Raw genomic sequence first — 15,892 nt, forward strand, 5'->3', positions numbered from 1 at the left:
CGTAGCGGCAAGGCTACTTCGGCAGGAAGGAACCTCGCTCTCCGTGCAGGGTTATTCACACGACGGCATGGATTGGACCTGTTGAGAATGCCTTCAACTGCGATCAGAAGCATCGATTACCAGCCGGCGACGAGGGTACTCTCCGTATGGTTCGTCCCGAGCGGAAACCGCTATGATTACGAGGACGTGCCGCCGCAGGTCCACGCGGCATTCCGCAAAGCCTCGTCGAAGGGCCGGTTCTTCAACGCGCATATTCGCGACCGGTACAAATACCATCTGGTCGAGCAGAGCCATTCGAGCTGAGCCGAGGCCATCCGCCTCAGCCGGGCCCCTCCATCACCTTGCGCGTGTGGCGGGCGATGACACCTTCTTCGTCGGTTGCGACGACGCGGACTTCGACCTTGCTGTCCGTCTGGTTCATGAGCGCTTCATGGGATTTGTTGGCGGCCTCGTCGATCGCCACGCCGAGCCAGCCAAGCCTGCCGCAAATCGCTTTGCGGGCCGGGGCCGAGTGCTCGCCGACGCCGCCGGTGAACACCAGGCATTCGAGGCCACCCAGCGTGTTGGCGAGGGCGGCAACTTCCCTGGCGGCGCGGAAGGCGAAAAGCTCCACCGCCTCGCGAGCCCGGCGGTCGTCGCTGGCCTCCAGCGTGCGCATGTCGCCGGAAATGCCGGACACGCCGAGCAGGCCGGATTCCTCGTAGAGCATGTCTTGCAGCGCCTGTCCCGAAAGGCCTCTTTCCAGCAGCAGGTACAAAAGCACGCCCGGATCGATGGCGCCGCAGCGTGTGCCCATGACCAGGCCATCAAGCGCCGAAAAGCCCATCGTCGTATCGACGCTTCGCCCGTCGCGCATGGCGCACAGGCTCGCCCCGTTGCCGAGATGGGCGACGATGGTTCTTTTCGCCGCCAGATCGGGCGATATCTGCTTGAGCCGGCCGGCAACATATTCGTAGGAAAGCCCGTGAAAGCCGTAGCGGTGGATGCCGTCTGCCTCATAGCGGCGCGGCAGCGCAAAACGGCTGACCAGAGGCTCGATGGTCCGATGGAAGGCCGTGTCGAAGCATCCGACCTGCGGCAGGTCGGGCCGCAGCGCGGCAAGCGCCCGGATTGGTGCGAGGCTGCGTGGCTGGTGCAATGGCGCAAGCGGGGTCAGCCTATCGAGAGCCTCGATAATTGTCGGCGTCAGGCGGACAGGTTCGACGAACTCGCGTCCGCCATGGACGATGCGATGGCCGGCGGCGATGAGTTTCCTTCCGCCAAGTTCGTTCTCGATCCACTGCAGCATCTGGCCGATGCCCATGTCGCGTGATGCGTCCGCGGCAAGTGGCCGATCGCACTGCAGCTCCCCATCGGCGGCTTTCGCGGTCAGCCTTGGCGCATCGCCCAGATCCAGCGAACCGCGCGAGGCAAGATCCGGCTCGGCGGACGCTGCAAGGTCGTAAAGTCCGAACTTGATGCTGGACGAGCCGGTATTCAACGCAAGGATCGATCGTCGCATCAATCGCCGGCCCTCGTCGCGCCGTCCTGTGGCCAGGACCATTTCTGGATCTCGGGCATGTCCTCGCCATGTTCGCGGACATAGGCCGTATGCTCAGCCAATTTCCCATGCAGCGCCGCGGCAAGCTCCTTCGCCCGCTCGGCCAGCCCCGGCACGCGCGCGATCGCAGCGATCGCCAGATGATAGCGGTCGAGCTGGTTGAGCACGACCATGTCGAACGGCGTCGTCGTCGTGCCTTCCTCGCGAAAGCCGTGCACATGCATGTTGTCGTGATTGGCGCGCCGGTAGGTCAGACGGTGAATGAGATAGGGGTAGCCGTGATAGGCGAAGATGACCGGCTTGGCCCTGGTGAACAGTGCGTCGAATCTGTCGTCGGCAAAGCCATGCGGATGCTCGGAATTCGACTGCAAGATCATCAGGTCGACGACATTGACGACGCGGATCTTCAGGTCCGGAATGCCCGAGCGCAGGATGTCGGCTGCGGCAAGCGTCTCCAGTGTCGGCACGTCGCCGGCGCAAGCCAGGACCACGTCCGGTTCTTCGCCCTTGGCAACCGTCCCGGCCCATTCCCAGATGCCGGCGCCGGCCTGGCAGTGCGCTTCCGCGTCCTCGGCGGACAGCCATTGCGGCGCCGGCTGCTTGCCGGCGACGATGACGTTGATGCGGTTGTAGGTTTTCAGGCAATGGTCGGTGATCCACAGCAGCGTGTTGGCGTCGGGCGGGAAATAGAGCCTTACCGTGTCGGCCTTCTTGTTGGCGACGAAATCGGCAAAGCCCGGGTCCTGATGGCTGAAGCCGTTGTGATCCTGTCGCCAGACATGCGAGGTCAGCAGGTAGTTGAGCGAGGCGATCGGCTTGCGCCAGGCAAGTTCACCGGAGGTCTTCAGCCATTTGGCGTGCTGGTTGACCATGGAATCGACGATGTGGACGAACGCCTCGTAGCACGAGAACAGGCCGTGGCGGCCGGTCAGCAGATAGCCCTCCAGCCAGCCTTGGCAAAGGTGCTCGCTGAGCACTTCCATGACGCGGCCGTCACGGGAAAGATGGACGTCGTAGGGCTCGATCCGCTCCATCCAGATCCGATCCGTGACCTCGAACACGTCGTCGAGGCGGTTGGAGGACGTCTCGTCGGGTCCCATCAGCCGGAAATTCCTGGCCTCGGCGTTCAAGCGGATCACATCGCGAAGATAGCTCCCGACGGTCCGCGTCGCCTCCCCGACAGTGCCGCCCGGACGCGGTACGTCGAGCGCCAGGCCTTTCCAGTCGGGAAGCACGAGGTCTTGTTTCAGCAGGCCGCCATTGGCGTAGGGGATTGCGCCCATGCGTCTTGACCCCGTGGGCGCCAGCGCCGCGAGCTCCGCCAAGAGATGGCCGCCTTTATCGAACAGTTTTTCCGGCTCGTAACTGCGCATCCAGTCTTCCAGGATCTGGCGGTGCGCCGCATCGCCGCGTGCATTCGACACCGGCACCTGGTGCGAACGCCAGAAATCCTCGACTCGTCTGCCGTCGACCTCTTTCGGCCCGGTCCAGCCCTTTGGGCTGCGCAGCACGATCATCGGCCACAGCGGCCGCTCTCCCTTCCAGCCCGCGGCTCGTGCGGGCTCCTGGATGGAGTGGACCCGGTCGAGCACCGTATCGAGCGTGCGGGCCATCTCGCGATGCATCGCGGCAGGTTCATGACCTTCGACAAAAAAGGTTTCGTAGCCATAGCCGAGGAACAGGCTGCGCAACGCCTCGTCTTCCATGCGGCCGAGGATCGTCGGGCTGGCGATCTTGTAGCCGTTGAGATGCAGGATCGGCAGGACGGCACCATCGGATGCCGGGTTCAGGAACTTGTTGGAATGCCAGGCCGCGGCGAGCGGGCCGGTCTCGGCTTCGCCGTCGCCGACGACGCAGGCAACGACAAGGTTCGGATTGTCGAAGGCGGCGCCGAAGGCATGGACCAGCGCATAGCCGAGTTCTCCGCCTTCGTGGATCGAGCCGGGCGTCTCCGGAGCCGCGTGGCTCGGCACTCCGCCGGGAAACGAGAACTGCCGGAACAGCTTTCGCAGGCCGCCTTCGCCCCTGCCGACCTCGGGATAGATCTCGCTGTAGGTGCCCTCGAGCCAGGTGTTCGCGACCATTGCCGGGCCGCCGTGACCCGGACCGCAGATGAACAGGACATCGAGACCACGTTCGCGGATAATCCGGTTCAGATGCACATAGATGAAATTGAGGCCGGGCGTCGTGCCCCAATGGCCGAGCAGCCGCGGCTTGATGTGCTCGGGCCGCAAGGGCTCGCGCAAGAGCGGATTGTCGAGCAGATAGATCTGGCCAACCGAGATGTAGTTCGCGGCGCGCCAGTAGCGGTCCATCAGATCGATCTGGTCAAGGCCGGTCATGTGCGTAGTGGTGCAGGCCTCGTCGTTCATGGAAATGCCTCCGGAATACACTCGTCCGTCGTTATCTGGAGTGGCGTCGCGTCGGAGAAAGGATTTGCCTCGAAATAAGTTTGGGCGGCGCGGCCGGCGCCCGCTTGTCGATCCTGCAACGCGCCTCGCCAGACAAAAGCGGGTCGGTCTTTTGGGGAACCTCGGGGCTTGCCAACGGTTAGGAAGATGCACCGCATTGCTTGAATCCAAGGGGACCGCCGAGGCCCTGAGATATGAGCCGGCCGAAGTGCCGTTGAGCAGGTTGGGCGATTGCAGCGGAAGCCCTAGGAGGAGCAGAAAGATGCTCGATCTCTCCCATGCCCGCAACCAAATGGTCGATATCCACCTGAGCCGCCGTGGCATTCGCGACCGCAATGTCCTTCTAGCGATGCGCGAGGTCCCGCGCGAGGCTTTCGTCGAGCCTGGTTTCGAAGAATTCGCCTATGAGGACGGGCCGCTGCCGATCGCCGAAGGTCAGACGATATCGCAGCCCTATATCGTTGCATTCATGATCGAAATGGCGGAGATCGGAGCCGGTGACCACGTCCTTGAGGTCGGCACCGGATCAGGCTATGCGGCTGCCGTAATGAGCCGGATCGTCGAACGCGTCTACACGATCGAGCGCCACGCCGCGTTGGCTGAAACGGCAAGGCAGCGGTTCAAGAAGCTTGGCTACGACAATATCGAAGTCCGCACCGGCGACGGCACCAAGGGCTGGCCCGAGGCGGCACCCTTCGATGCGATCCTGGTTGCGGCCGCCGGACCCGGCGCACCTCTCGCTCTGCAGGAACAGCTCGACGTCGCCGGCCGGCTTGTCATCCCGGTCGGCGACGAATTCGACTCGCAGCGTCTGCTCAAGGTCACCCGGACCGGCGCAGCAACTTACACCGAGGAGGATTTCGGCGGCGTGCGGTTTGTTCCGCTGATCGGCGAGCAAGGCTGGGGCGAGCCAGGTAGCGACAGCCAGATAGCGGCCGAGCTTCCGCACCGGCATCAGCGCAGAAGCAGCCTGCCGCGGATGATAGCGGCCGCCGCCGAGCCGCTTCCGGATTTCGACGATCCGGCCTTCGGTGCGCTGTTCGACCGGTTTGCCGACCGCCGCGTCGTCTTGCTCGGCGAAGCCAGCCACGGCACGTCGGAGTTCTACCGCGCGCGCGCCGCGATCACTCGCAGGCTGATCGAGAAGCATGGCTTCACCATCGTCGCGGTCGAGGCCGACTGGCCCGATGCCGCGGCGATCGACCGTTATGTCCGCCATCGGCCGCCGCGCCTGGGCGCCGCGCCGCCGTTCCAGCGCTTTCCCACCTGGATGTGGCGCAACACCGACGTCGCGGCGTTCGTCGACTGGATGCGAGTGCGTAATGAGCGGATCAGCAAATCCTCCCGGCGGGCCGGATTCTATGGCCTAGACATCTACAATATGGGCGGATCGATTGCGGCGGTCCTGCAATATCTCGACCGGGTCGATCCGCAGGCGGCGAGGATCGCGCGCGAACGCTATGGCTGCCTGACGCCGTGGCAGAACGACCCGGCCACCTATGGCCGTGTCGCACTCACCTCCGGTTACCAGAAATGCGAGAAGGCCGTGCTCGAGCAATGCCGGGAACTGCTTTCCAGAGAGCTCGACTATGCGCAGCAGGACGGTATCGATTTCCTCGACGCCACCCAGAACGCCCGCCTGGTCGCCTCCGCCGAGCGTTATTACCGCACCATGTATTATGGCGGCGCGCAATCCTGGAACCTGCGCGACACCCACATGTTCGAAACGCTGGAGCACCTGCTGCAGGCCCGCGGCCCGAATGCCAAGGCGGTGGTGTGGGCACATAATTCCCATATCGGCGATGCCCGCTATACCGAAATGGGGATCGTCAGGGACGAACTGAATATCGGCCAGCTCTGCCGCCAGCGTTTTGGCGACGAGGTTGCCTTGATCGGGCTCAGTACGCATTCCGGGACGGTGGCCGCCGCCACCGACTGGGACGGCGACATGGACGTGAAACCGGTTCGGCCCTCCCACAACGACAGCTATGAGCGGCTTTGCCACGACAGCGGCGTCTCGCCTTTCCTGCTCGACTTCGAGCGCGACGACACGCTGCGCGAACGGCTTCTGGAGCGCCGGCTGGAACGCTTTATCGGCGTCATCTACCGGCCCGAAACCGAGCTCCACAGCCATTATGCGGACGCCTCGCTCGCCCGCCAGTTCGATGCTTTCGTCTGGTTCGATGAAACCAGTGCCGTGACGCCGCTTGGGCCGGAACGTGCGGGGACAGGCCTTCCCGAGACCTATCCTTTCGGGCTGTAGCGAATTTGGACCCTGGGAAAGCGGAAAATCAAAAGAAGGAGGTCACCGATGGCCGGAAAAAAGACTCATGAGCAGCAATTGCGCATCATCGAAGAGCGCGAGAACACCAAAAACGCTGGCAAGGATTTCGACGCGGAAGCGGATTTGAAAAAGACCAGGCAAGAGCGCGAGGCGTTCCGGCGCGGTGCCGAGCTCAGATCGGACCCGAAGGATATTGCCGATCCCGACGATCGCAACATCATCCGCGGCGAGCACCAGGAAAGCGCCCACAACAAGCATCGCGCCGACCACTGAACGGCCGGATCGCTTGACGTTAAGACAATACGGCGCCGGGTCCGTTCCCTGATCTGACGGATGCAGCGTTCGTGGCCGCAAAATTGGCGGACGAGGGCGCCGTCTTGATCCCTGGGGCTATTCGGCAAAAAATGTCGCGGCGACAGCAATTGAGACGAGGCTCAGCATCGCCAGGCCTGCCCTGGCGACATGCGAAGCCTCCCAGACGTTGCGCAAATCTCTCCAGTCGCCAGTCTGCTTTCGAGAGAACATTGAAAAGAACGTCGCGGCGGATTTCGGCAGGGCAGTGTCTTGCACCCAGAAATTATTGACGGGGTGCGTGACCAACCAATAGGTCGCGTGCTCCGCCAGCAACGAGACAAACGCCGCCAAGGTCCACCAGAATCGGGCGCCTGGATAGGGCGTCAGGTAAAGCAGGACGGCGAGTGCAATGATGCCGCCGATCTCGGCGAACCCGCCGATCGTGAAGCCGGGATAGTAGATCGCCTGCACTGATCTGTAGGTGGCCTCCTTGAGGCGCAACTTGCCGGGCAATTCCAGAGCGTGCGCGAGCGAGAGCGCCATCGAGACGGCGACCAACAGAAGCGTGGCGATCGTCAATGCGCGCATGTTCCTGCTCCCGACCATGCCCTCGTGGTGCGCGCGTAGATAGGGTGGTTGGTGATCCGGTAAAGGCAACGACACCCGACTTCGCCGGCAAGTCCGGTTCGGTCATTCCCCGATCTGGCTGGTCGACCGTTCGTGGACTGTGGCGCCGGTCTGCGCGTCGACCGCGACCATGCTGACCTCGTAGCCCCAGAGCTTGCGGATATGCCGCAGTGTGGCGTCGCGGCTGCCGCCTTCCAGCACTATGCCGTCCTTGACCTTATGCTGCAGGCGCAGATGCCGGTCGCCGAGCAGGTCCACGTCCACCACCTGGATGTCCGGCCGGCTGGCGCCGATATCGTAGCTGTGGGCGAGTACGGCGCGGATGCTCTCGTAGCCGCGCTCATTGTGTATCGAGGCGACTTCGTAGTGCGGATCGTTGGCCGCATCGGCAAGCACAAAGAACCGCCATTTCCGGATCAGGGTAGGGCTCAGATACTGGCGGATGAAGGACTCGTCGCGATGGTTGGCCCAGGCGTCCAGCAGGGTCTGGCGCCAGTCGCCATTGCCGGCGATATCGGGAAACCAGTCGCGGTCCTCGGCAGTCGGCGCGGTCGAGATGCGCTGGATGTCCTGCATCATGTCGAGGCCCAGCGCGTAAGGGTTGATACCGGAAAAGCGCGGATCGTCGAAGCCCGGCTGGAAGATCACGTTCGAATGGTTGCGCAGGATCTCCAGCATGGCACCTTCGCCGATCAGGCCGCGGTCGAACAAAAGGTTCATCAGCGTGTAATGCACGAAGGTGGCGCAGCCCTCGTTCATCACCTGCGTTTGGCGCTGCGGATAGAAATACTGCGCGATGACGCGGACAATCCGGATGACCTCACGCTGCCACGGTTCCAGGATCAGGCTGTTCTTCTCCAGGAAATAAAGCAGGTTTTCCTCGGGCAGCTTGAGCGATTTCTTGCGCTCCGCCATGATGTCCGTCTCGCGGGGCTTGGCGCCGTCCTTCGAAGGCGGCAGCGTGCGCCATAGGTCATTGTAGGAACGCTCCTCGTATTCCAGGCGCTCGCGAACTCCCTCGCGCTGCTTTTCCGACGACAGCTTCGGCGGCCGGTGATATCTGAACACGCCCTGCTCCATCAGCGCATGTGCGGCATCGAGGATCTCTTCCACCGCATCGACGCCATGCCGCTCCTCGCAGCGGGCAATGTAGCCCTTGGCGAAGTCGAGATAGCTGAGGATGGCGCTGGCGTCCGTCCACTGCTGGAACAGATAATTGTTCTTGAAGAAATGGTTATGGCCGAGTGCCGCGTGCGCCGTCACCAGGGCCTGCAGGGCCATGGTGTTTTCTTCCATCAGATAGACGATGCAGGGATTGGAATTGATGACGAGTTCATAGGCAAGCCCCCGTCCGCCTTTGCGATACAGCAATTCCTGGTAGAGGTAGTGCTTGCCGAACGACCAGTGCCGGTACATCAGCGGCATGCCGACCGAGGAATAGGCGTCGAGCATCTGTTCGGACGAGATTATCTCCATCTGTACCGGATAGACGTCGAGGTGGAGCTCTTCGGTGGCGATCGCCTCGATGGTCTCGTAGGCGCGCGACAGCGTCCTGAAATCCCAGTCGGAACCGGAAAACAACAACCCGGATTTGCTCGCCATCAGCCCCCTCTTTCACCGCTCTTTTGATAACCCGGCTGTCTGGCGAAGAGCTGGCGGAAAACCGGGTAGATGTCGGCCGCCGTGGCGATGCGGCTCATCTGGAAGTTCGACCACCTCAGCTTGACCGCACTGTAGGCACGCCACAGCGACGTGCCGTTGTCGGTGGCGCCGAAGATGTGGCTCTCGCGCTCGTCGAGGATCTCGACGTAGGCAAAATACTGGCAAAGCCGCATGATCTGTTCGTCGAGCAGGGTGATGCAGCGCTCCGAATCGGTGACGAAATTGTCGCCGTCCGAGGCCTGGGCGACATAGATGTTCCATTCGCGGCTGGGATAGCGCTGCTCGACGATGCGGTGCATCTCCTCGAGCGCCGTGGAAACCACCGTGCCGCCGCTCTGGGTGTTGTAGAAGAAGGTCTCCTCGTCCACCTCCTGCGCCTCGTGCGTGTGGCGGATGAAGACCACCTCGGTCCGGTCGTAGCGCCGTTTCAGGAACAGGTGCAGCAGCACGAAGAAGCGCTTGGCCAGATCCTTCTCGCGTTCGCCCATCGAGCCGGACACGTCCATCAGGCAGAACATCACCGCATTGGCATTCGGCACCGGCTGGGCGTCGAAGCGGTTGAAGCGGATGTCGACCGGGTCGACATAGGCGATTCGCTTGCGGCGGCGCTCCAGTCGCTCAAGCTCTTCCTGCAGCGCCACGATGCGCTGGCGCATCTCGGCGTTCTGCGGCTTCGCCTCCAGCGACGTGATCTCCTGCGCGATTGCGTCGAGTTCCTCCTGCTTGGGGCGCCTGAGTGCTATGCGGCGGCCATGGCTGTTGCGCATCGTGCGCCCGACATTAATGTTGGTCGGCGAGCCGGTCGCGGCGAAGCCGGCCCGGCGCGGCTTGAAAGCGAGGATCTCCTTGAGGTTGAGCTTGACCATGTCCGGCAGTTCGAGGTCTTCGAAAAAGAGGTCGAGAACCTCTTCGCGCGACAGCACGAAACGGAAATCGTCCTCCGATTCGGTTCTGCCCGGGGCTGATCCCATGCCGCCGCCCTGGCCGGGCTTGGGCAGCCGGTCGCCTGGGGTGAAATGCTTGTTGCCGGGCAGGACGTGCTGGCGGCTGCCGCTGTTCCTGGCATCGTTGAAGCTCGGCTCGCCGGTACCCCGCGCCGGCATCGAAACGGCATGCTCGGCGTCCACGTCGGCGATCTTGCCGGCGCGGATCTGATCGCGGATGGTGCGCTTCAACTCTTCGCGCGCCCGCCGCAGGAAACGCTGCCGATTGCCGAGGCTTTTGTCCTTCGGGTTCAGTCGGCGATCAATGAAGATCGGCATATGTTACCCCGGGCTGGCTTCAACCCGCCTTGTTCACCCGCATGTACCAGTCCACCAGCCGGCGGACCTGGCGCTCGGTGTAGCCGCGCTGGATCATCCGCTGCACGAATTCGGTATGCCGCTTCTCCGTCACGCTGTCCTGCTTGGAGCCGAAGCTGATCACTGGCAGCAGGTCCTCGACCTGCCCGAACATCCGCTTCTCGATGACTTCGCGCAGCTTCTCATAGCTTGTCCATGACGGGTTGCGGCCATGGTTTCTGGCCCGCGCGCGCAGCGTGAACTTCACCACTTCGTTGCGGAAGTCCTTGGGATTGGCGATGCCGGCCGGCTTTTCGACCTGCGACAATTCGTTGTCCAAGACCTCGCGATTGAGGATCTGGCCGGTATCGGTATCCTTGTAGTCCTGATCCTCGATCCAGGCATCGGCGTAGGCGATATAGCGGTCGAACAGGTTCTGGCCGTATTCGCTGTAGGATTCCAGATAGGCCTTCTGGATCTCGTGGCCGATGAACTCGGCATAACGCGTGGCCAGCTCCGACTTTATGAAATCGAGATAGTCCGCCTCGGTCTCCTTCGGGAACTGCTCGCGCTTGATCGCCTCTTCAAGGATGTACATCAGATGCACCGGATCGGCCGCCACCTCTTCGGTGTCGTAATTGAAGGTCTGCGACAGGATCTTGAAGGCGAAGCGGGTGCTGACGCCGGTCATGCCTTCGTCGACGCCGGCGGCGTTTCGGTATTCCTGGACCGACTTCGCCTTGGGATCGGTTTCCTTGAGGTTCTCGCCGTCATAGACGCGCATCTTGGTGTAGAGCGGCGAATTGTCGTGTTCGGCCAGGCGGGTCGAGACGGTGAACCGGCTGAGGATATCGAGCACTTCCGGAGCGCAGGGGCTGTTAGCCAATTCGCTTTCGCGCAACAGCTTCTCGTAGATCTGCCGCTCTTCGGTGACGCGCAGGCAATACGGCACCTTGACCACCAGGATGCGGTCGAGGAACGCCTCGTTGTTCTTGTTGTTCTTGAACTGCAGCCATTCCGATTCGTTGGAATGGGCAACGATGATGCCCTGATAGGGGAAAGCGCCGAAATTCTCGGTGCCGTTGTAGCTGCCTTCCTGGGTGGCGGTCAGCAGCGGATGCAGCACCTTGATTGGCGCCTTGAACATCTCGACGAATTCGAGCAGCCCTTGCGTCGTCCGGTTCAGCCCGCCGCTATAGGAGTAGGCGTCCGGATCGGACTGGCTGAAGTTTTCCAGCTGCCTGATGTCGACCTTGCCGACCAGGGCCGAAACGTCCTGGTTGTTCTCGTCGCCCGGCTCGGTCTTGGCAATGCCGATCTGGCGCAGCCTGGACGGCATCAGCTTGACGACGCTGAATTTGGAGATGTCGCCGGACAATTCGTCGAGGCGCTTGGCCGCCCAGGGCGAGATCAGGCCGTTCAGCCGCCGTCGGGCGATGCCGTATTTGTCCTCCAAAAGGTCGCCCATGCGGTCGGGGTCGAACAGCCCGAGCGGCGATTCGAAGACCGGGCTGACCTGGCCGCCGACCTTCAGCGTATAGATCGGACGCTGCTCCATCAGCCTTTTCAGCTGCTCCGCAAGCGAGGACTTGCCCCCGCCGACCGGGCCAAGCAGATAGAGGATCTGCTTGCGTTCCTCGAGCCCTTGCGAGGCATAGCGGAAATAACCGGCGATACGCTCGATCGTATCCTCCATGCCGTAAAAGTCGGCGAAGGTTGGATAGATCTTGATCGTCCGGTTCGAAAAAATACGGCCGAGCCGCTCGTCTTTGCTGGTATCGACAAAGGTCGGCTCGCCGATCGCCTCGACCATCCGTTCGGGTGCCGAGGCGTACATCGACTTGTCCTCGCGGCAGGCAAGCAGATATTGCTGGAGGCTTATCTCCTCCTGAGCCGCATTCTTGTAAACCTCGGAAAACAGATCGAAGACGTCGGATTGATTCTCACGCATGGTATTCCTAGCCCCGGAGCCGGTGTGGCTGCACGTTTGTCTCTTGAACAACCAAATGTCAGAAAGCCCTTGTGGTTCCCTTCACTTCGCAGAGAGTGCATGTGATCGAAGGAGATAAGAGTCTAGATAAGGACATCCTGAGTGCAGACAAGGCGTGCAACGTCCTGACCGAGGCATAAAATCCTGAATTGCACCGCGCCCCGCTGACGACTCCCAACAAGACGGAGGAACGGTTCGGGTCCTTCCCGGTTGTGAGGGAAAGGAGACGGTCGATGTCTGGGAATAGTTTGTGGTTGCTCGTTGTTGCAGGCGGTCCACTGCTGCTGGCAATCCTGATCGCCTACGCCCTGCTCACGCAGCGCCGTCGCGGCCCGGCGGAGCGCAGAGAAAGCGAGCGCGCCACCGAGCGCCTGTATCAGGAAAAGAAGGACTGACCGACAGGATCGCAGCTCAGCTGCCGGCGGCCGCCAGCCCGGTCGCTTTTTCGGCGCGCAGCAGCATGCCAAACAGGTCACGCGGCTCATCGGGATCGGCCAGAAGGTCTAGTTCCTCGTAAAGGCCGGTCCGCTGAAGCTGATCGCGAACGTAACGCAACGCGGAAAAATCCTCGATCGCAAAGCCGACGGAATCAAACAATGTGATCTGTCGGGCGTCCGTCCGGCCTGCTGCCTTTCCTGTCATCACCTGCCACAATTCGGTGACCGGATGATCCGCATCGAGCTGCTGGCTCTCGCCTTCGATGCGCGTCTGCGGCGGATATTCGACAAAAATATCCGAGCGCAGCAGAATGTCGCGATGCAGCTCGGTCTTGCCCGGGCAATCGCCGCCTACCGCATTGATGTGCACGCCGGATCCCACCATGTTGTCGGTCAGGATTGTTGCCGACCGCTTGTCGGCGGTAACCGTGGTGATGATCTCTGCACCCTCAACGGCCTCCTGCGCCGACGCGCAGAGCTTGATGTCGAAGCCCAGGCCGGCAAGGTTCTTCATGCATTTGGTCGAGGCCGCCGGGTCGATATCGTAGAGGCGCAGCCTGTCGACGCCAAGCAGCGCCTTGAAAGCGATCGCCTGAAATTCCGATTGCGCGCCATTGCCGATGATCGCCATGCAGCTGGCGGCCTCTGGAGCGAGGTATTTCGCCGCGACGGCCGAGCTTGCGGCGGTTCTGAGCGCCGTCAGGATGGTCATTTCCGAAAGCAGCATCGGATAGCCGTTGCCGACATCGGCAAGCACGCCGAAAGCGGTCACGGTCTGGCGGCCGTCACGCGTGTTCTTCGGATGCCCGTTGACGTATTTGAAGCCGTAGAGCTGCCCGTCGCTGGTCGGCATCAGCTCGATGACGCCGTCAATGCTGTGCGAGGCGACGCGCGGCGTCTTGTCGAACAGCTCCCAGCGCCTGAAATCCTCTTCGATATAGGCGGCAAGCTCGACCAGAAAGCGCTCGATGCCGATGGCAAGCACCAGCTTCATCATGCGGTCGACGCTGACGAACGGGACGATGTTCAAATTGACGGTCATGGCTCAGAACCCCCTCGTCGGGCGGTCCATGATCCGCCGGCCCATCAGGCTTGCGGTCAGGTCAACCAAAAGCGTGGCGGTGCGGCCGCGCTCGTCAAGAAATGGGTTGAGCTCGACCAGGTCGAGACTGGTGACGAGGCCGCTGTCATGCAGCATTTCCATCGCCAGATGCGCCTCGCGGAAGGTGGCGCCGCCGGGAACGGTGGTGCCCACCGCCGGGGCGATCGACGGGTCGAGAAAATCGACATCGAGGCTGACATGGAGCATGCCATTGGCGGCGCTCACCCGTTCGAGAAAGGCGCGAAGCAGTTGCGCTATGCCGTGCTCGTCGATCGAACGCATGTCGTGGACCGTCACGCCGGCTCTGCGCAATGCATCCCGTTCCGCCAGGTCCACGCTGCGGATCCCCAGCGCGCATATGCAAGCCGGCTCCACCTGTGCTGCAAGGCGGGGGAAATAGCCCTCGAAGCCGGGCTGCCCGCTGGCATAGGCCAGCGGCACGCCATGCAGATTGCCGCTGGTCGTCGTGTCGAGCGTATGAAAATCGGGGTGGGCGTCGAGCCACAGCACGAAGAGCGGCCGACCGGCATTCGCCGCGCGGCGGGCTATGCCGGCGAGCGTGCCGGCCGAAATGCTGTGGTCGCCGCCGAGAAAGATCGGCATCGCATCGGCGCTTGCGGCATAGGCAGTTTCGCTGATCGCTGCCGTCCAGGCGGCGATTTCCGGCAGCGCCTTCACCGCCGCGTTGCCGTGTACGACAGGGCGCATATCGGCAGGGACAATCGTTCCGAGGTCGGTCAGCGTATGGCCAAGCTCGGTCAGCGCGCCGGCCAGACCGGCCGTGCGAAGCGCGCTCGGCCCCATCTCGCAGCCCATGCGGCCTGAGCCGGCCTGGATCGGCGCCCCAACGATCGTGCAATGCATTTGTCATACCCACCGAATTACGATGGCTTTATTGAAGCGGGCATCGCTGGCAGAATGAACATATCAAATTGGCAAATTTGTTGAAGTGCCCTACCATTGTGGCACGATCTACTTCCGCTGTGAGCAATCATGGACCAACTTGACGAGCGGATCATCACCTCTTTGCGGCACGACGCCCGGCGCAGCATTTCCGACCTTGCCATTAGCCTGGATGTCTCCCGGGCAACGGTAAGGTCCCGGATCGAGCGACTTGAAAGAGACGGCGTCATCGTCGGCTACACCGTCATTCTACGCGCCGACGCGGTCGATCAGCGGGTGCGTGGCATCATGATGATCGAGATCGAGGGCCATGCCGCCGATCGCGTCATCCGGGCGCTGGGCGGCTTCTCCGAGGTCTCGACCATCCACACCACCAATGGCCGGTGGGACCTGGTGATAGAACTCGGGACCCAGACGCTGAGCGAGTTCGATGCGGTGCTGAGACGTATCCGGCTGATTCCCGGAATTACCGGCAGCGAAACAAGCCTGCTCCTGGCAACGCCGCGCACCACCAAGGCGCGGCTGTGATCTTCGCCCTTGACCTCCAGCGGCAATGAAATCCCAAGCCAGGGAACCTTCAATTGCCGCCGCGGTTAGAGCAATTCCAGGAAAAGTGTGAAACGGTTTTCCGTTCGGAATTGCGTTAGAGCAATTCCAGGAAAAGTGTGAAACGGTTTTCCGTTCGGAATTGCGTCAAAACAAGAGAGATCGGTTCAGCGTTTCCCCCGATGAACCGTTCTAGGCTCGGACAGCCCTTCTTCGAGGGAGAACAATCATGGCTCACGCCCAGCAGGAACTGGTCGAATTCGTTATCAGCAAAGCGTTCAATCCGGTCATGCGGGCCAAACCAGACGGAAAATCCGATGCCGAACGCAAGACGCTCGAGCACGTCCAGCAAGCCACGAAGACCGAGATCGAGCGCTATCGCCATTACGGCTCGGCCGAGGAGGTCGCGACCAATTTCAAGCGCGACCTGAGCTCAGATGCCGCCAAAAAGTTGCACGCCCAGCTGCGGCGCCTGCGTCTGCCGACGATCGAGGATATTCGCGACGAATTTGAGGACAAAGCCCGCAAGCTCGGGGTCAAGGCCTCGTCGTAGATCCGCGACCGGTCCTCGGTGACGTCCGTCAGGCTGTCATCACAAACCGTCCTTGGTCGGAGGCCACCCTGACCGAACCGTCTCGGGGATGTTGTCCGACGTCAGATCGCCCCGATTGAGCTTTTCAATCGCTTCATCGGCTTCGCTTTCGTCGAGACCGGAAAGCGGCAACCCGCCGACCACGACGGCTTCGTCGCTCTCGCTGTCATAGACCTCCCAGAGGCCTTCCGGATCCTGTCGTTTGTCGAACGGCATGGCACTCC

The 15,892-nt window shown here is 62.1% G+C and carries 15 protein-coding genes; 6 read left to right on the top strand and 9 right to left on the bottom strand.

The genetic code is table 11. The features are described 5' to 3' along the window. The first annotated feature begins 87 nt into the window (after positions 1-87). Positions 88-303 carry a KTSC domain-containing protein gene (locus tag NKH59_RS22685; RefSeq protein ID WP_352473055.1) on the top strand — a complete coding sequence of 72 codons (216 nt, stop codon included), beginning with the start codon at positions 88-90 and terminating at the stop codon, positions 301-303. A 16-nt stretch (positions 304-319) separates the two neighbouring features. Here NKH59_RS22685 and NKH59_RS22690 read toward each other — a convergent pair whose 3' ends face one another. Both NKH59_RS22690 and NKH59_RS22695 read right to left on the bottom strand, forming a co-directional pair. Further along, entirely contained in the window at positions 320-1,501 is a 1,182-nt protein-coding gene (locus NKH59_RS22690) for an acetate/propionate family kinase (protein WP_353023120.1), read from the bottom strand. Then, entirely contained in the window at positions 1,501-3,912 is a 2,412-nt protein-coding gene (locus NKH59_RS22695; RefSeq protein WP_353023122.1) for a phosphoketolase family protein, read from the bottom strand. The genes NKH59_RS22690 and NKH59_RS22695 overlap by 1 nt, the downstream gene beginning before the upstream one ends. Positions 3,913-4,213: 301 nt before the next feature. Here NKH59_RS22695 and NKH59_RS22700 point away from each other — a divergent pair, with 301 nt between their 5' ends. Then, positions 4,214-6,214 (top strand): protein-L-isoaspartate(D-aspartate) O-methyltransferase, encoded by a 2,001-nt coding sequence (locus NKH59_RS22700; RefSeq protein ID WP_353023124.1) that lies wholly within the window; start codon positions 4,214-4,216, stop codon positions 6,212-6,214. 48 nt (positions 6,215-6,262) lie between these two features. Beyond that, positions 6,263-6,508 (top strand): hypothetical protein, encoded by a 246-nt coding sequence (locus tag NKH59_RS22705; protein ID WP_353023125.1) that lies wholly within the window; start codon positions 6,263-6,265, stop codon positions 6,506-6,508. Between the two features lie 117 nt (positions 6,509-6,625). Here NKH59_RS22705 and NKH59_RS22710 read toward each other — a convergent pair whose 3' ends face one another. From NKH59_RS22710 to NKH59_RS22725, 4 genes are all read right to left on the bottom strand, one after another. Then, on the bottom strand, positions 6,626-7,117 hold the full coding sequence (locus tag NKH59_RS22710; RefSeq protein WP_353023127.1) for a DUF1772 domain-containing protein: 492 nt from the start codon (positions 7,115-7,117) through the stop codon (positions 6,626-6,628). A gap of 102 nt (positions 7,118-7,219) precedes the next feature. Further along, positions 7,220-8,758: a SpoVR family protein gene (locus NKH59_RS22715; RefSeq protein WP_353023129.1), complete on the bottom strand. Its 1,539-nt coding sequence runs from the start codon at positions 8,756-8,758 to the stop codon at positions 7,220-7,222. After that, entirely contained in the window at positions 8,758-10,080 is a 1,323-nt protein-coding gene (locus tag NKH59_RS22720) for a YeaH/YhbH family protein (protein WP_352539876.1), read from the bottom strand. Before NKH59_RS22720 ends, NKH59_RS22715 begins: the two co-directional genes overlap by 1 nt. 19 nt (positions 10,081-10,099) lie before the next feature. Next, entirely contained in the window at positions 10,100-12,049 is a 1,950-nt protein-coding gene (locus tag NKH59_RS22725; protein WP_352449545.1) for a PrkA family serine protein kinase, read from the bottom strand. A 272-nt stretch (positions 12,050-12,321) separates the two neighbouring features. On the opposite strand from NKH59_RS22725, the gene NKH59_RS22730 reads away from it, so the two are divergent. Continuing rightward, positions 12,322-12,483 carry a hypothetical protein gene (locus NKH59_RS22730; protein WP_292655465.1) on the top strand — a complete coding sequence of 54 codons (162 nt, stop codon included), beginning with the start codon at positions 12,322-12,324 and terminating at the stop codon, positions 12,481-12,483. Positions 12,484-12,499: 16 nt separating this feature from the next. Here NKH59_RS22730 and ocd read toward each other — a convergent pair whose 3' ends face one another. Continuing rightward, the gene (ocd, locus tag NKH59_RS22735) at positions 12,500-13,567 is read right to left on the bottom strand and encodes an ornithine cyclodeaminase (protein WP_352971512.1); all 1,068 of its coding nucleotides are present in this window, start codon (positions 13,565-13,567) and stop codon (positions 12,500-12,502) included. A gap of 3 nt (positions 13,568-13,570) precedes the next feature. Then, positions 13,571-14,491, bottom strand: a complete 921-nt coding sequence (gene rocF, locus NKH59_RS22740) for an arginase (protein WP_352473047.1) — start codon at positions 14,489-14,491, stop codon at positions 13,571-13,573. 129 nt (positions 14,492-14,620) lie between these two features. On the opposite strand from rocF, the gene NKH59_RS22745 reads away from it, so the two are divergent. Next, on the top strand, positions 14,621-15,058 hold the full coding sequence (locus NKH59_RS22745) for an Lrp/AsnC family transcriptional regulator (protein WP_353023131.1): 438 nt from the start codon (positions 14,621-14,623) through the stop codon (positions 15,056-15,058). A gap of 247 nt (positions 15,059-15,305) precedes the next feature. After that, positions 15,306-15,629 (top strand): hypothetical protein, encoded by a 324-nt coding sequence (locus NKH59_RS22750; protein ID WP_353023133.1) that lies wholly within the window; start codon positions 15,306-15,308, stop codon positions 15,627-15,629. A 39-nt stretch (positions 15,630-15,668) separates the two neighbouring features. Here NKH59_RS22750 and NKH59_RS22755 read toward each other — a convergent pair whose 3' ends face one another. Beyond that, on the bottom strand, positions 15,669-15,884 hold the full coding sequence (locus NKH59_RS22755; RefSeq protein WP_352473044.1) for a hypothetical protein: 216 nt from the start codon (positions 15,882-15,884) through the stop codon (positions 15,669-15,671). Positions 15,885-15,892: the final 8 nt, after the last annotated feature.

This window comes from Mesorhizobium sp. M0998, from assembly GCF_040318885.1.
Taxonomy (GTDB): Bacteria; Pseudomonadota; Alphaproteobacteria; order Rhizobiales; family Rhizobiaceae; genus Mesorhizobium.

Excerpts from the sequence above, each read along its gene's own strand:
- NKH59_RS22745 (WP_353023131.1), top strand. The coding sequence starts at position 14,621 with ATGGACCAACTTGACGAGCGGATCATCACCTCTTTGCGGCACGACGCC.
- NKH59_RS22705 (WP_353023125.1), top strand. The coding sequence starts at position 6,263 with ATGGCCGGAAAAAAGACTCATGAGCAGCAATTGCGCATCATCGAAGAG.
- NKH59_RS22710 (WP_353023127.1), bottom strand. The coding sequence starts at position 7,117 with ATGCGCGCATTGACGATCGCCACGCTTCTGTTGGTCGCCGTCTCGATG.
- NKH59_RS22730 (WP_292655465.1), top strand. The coding sequence starts at position 12,322 with ATGTCTGGGAATAGTTTGTGGTTGCTCGTTGTTGCAGGCGGTCCACTG.
- NKH59_RS22725 (WP_352449545.1), bottom strand. The coding sequence starts at position 12,049 with ATGCGTGAGAATCAATCCGACGTCTTCGATCTGTTTTCCGAGGTTTAC.
- NKH59_RS22715 (WP_353023129.1), bottom strand. The coding sequence starts at position 8,758 with ATGGCGAGCAAATCCGGGTTGTTGTTTTCCGGTTCCGACTGGGATTTC.
- NKH59_RS22750 (WP_353023133.1), top strand. The coding sequence starts at position 15,306 with ATGGCTCACGCCCAGCAGGAACTGGTCGAATTCGTTATCAGCAAAGCG.
- NKH59_RS22755 (WP_352473044.1), bottom strand. The coding sequence starts at position 15,884 with ATGCCGTTCGACAAACGACAGGATCCGGAAGGCCTCTGGGAGGTCTAT.
- NKH59_RS22685 (WP_352473055.1), top strand. The coding sequence starts at position 88 with ATGCCTTCAACTGCGATCAGAAGCATCGATTACCAGCCGGCGACGAGG.
- NKH59_RS22695 (WP_353023122.1), bottom strand. The coding sequence starts at position 3,912 with ATGAACGACGAGGCCTGCACCACTACGCACATGACCGGCCTTGACCAG.
- NKH59_RS22720 (WP_352539876.1), bottom strand. The coding sequence starts at position 10,080 with ATGCCGATCTTCATTGATCGCCGACTGAACCCGAAGGACAAAAGCCTC.
- rocF (WP_352473047.1), bottom strand. The coding sequence starts at position 14,491 with ATGCATTGCACGATCGTTGGGGCGCCGATCCAGGCCGGCTCAGGCCGC.
- NKH59_RS22700 (WP_353023124.1), top strand. The coding sequence starts at position 4,214 with ATGCTCGATCTCTCCCATGCCCGCAACCAAATGGTCGATATCCACCTG.
- ocd (WP_352971512.1), bottom strand. The coding sequence starts at position 13,567 with ATGACCGTCAATTTGAACATCGTCCCGTTCGTCAGCGTCGACCGCATG.
- NKH59_RS22690 (WP_353023120.1), bottom strand. The coding sequence starts at position 1,501 with ATGCGACGATCGATCCTTGCGTTGAATACCGGCTCGTCCAGCATCAAG.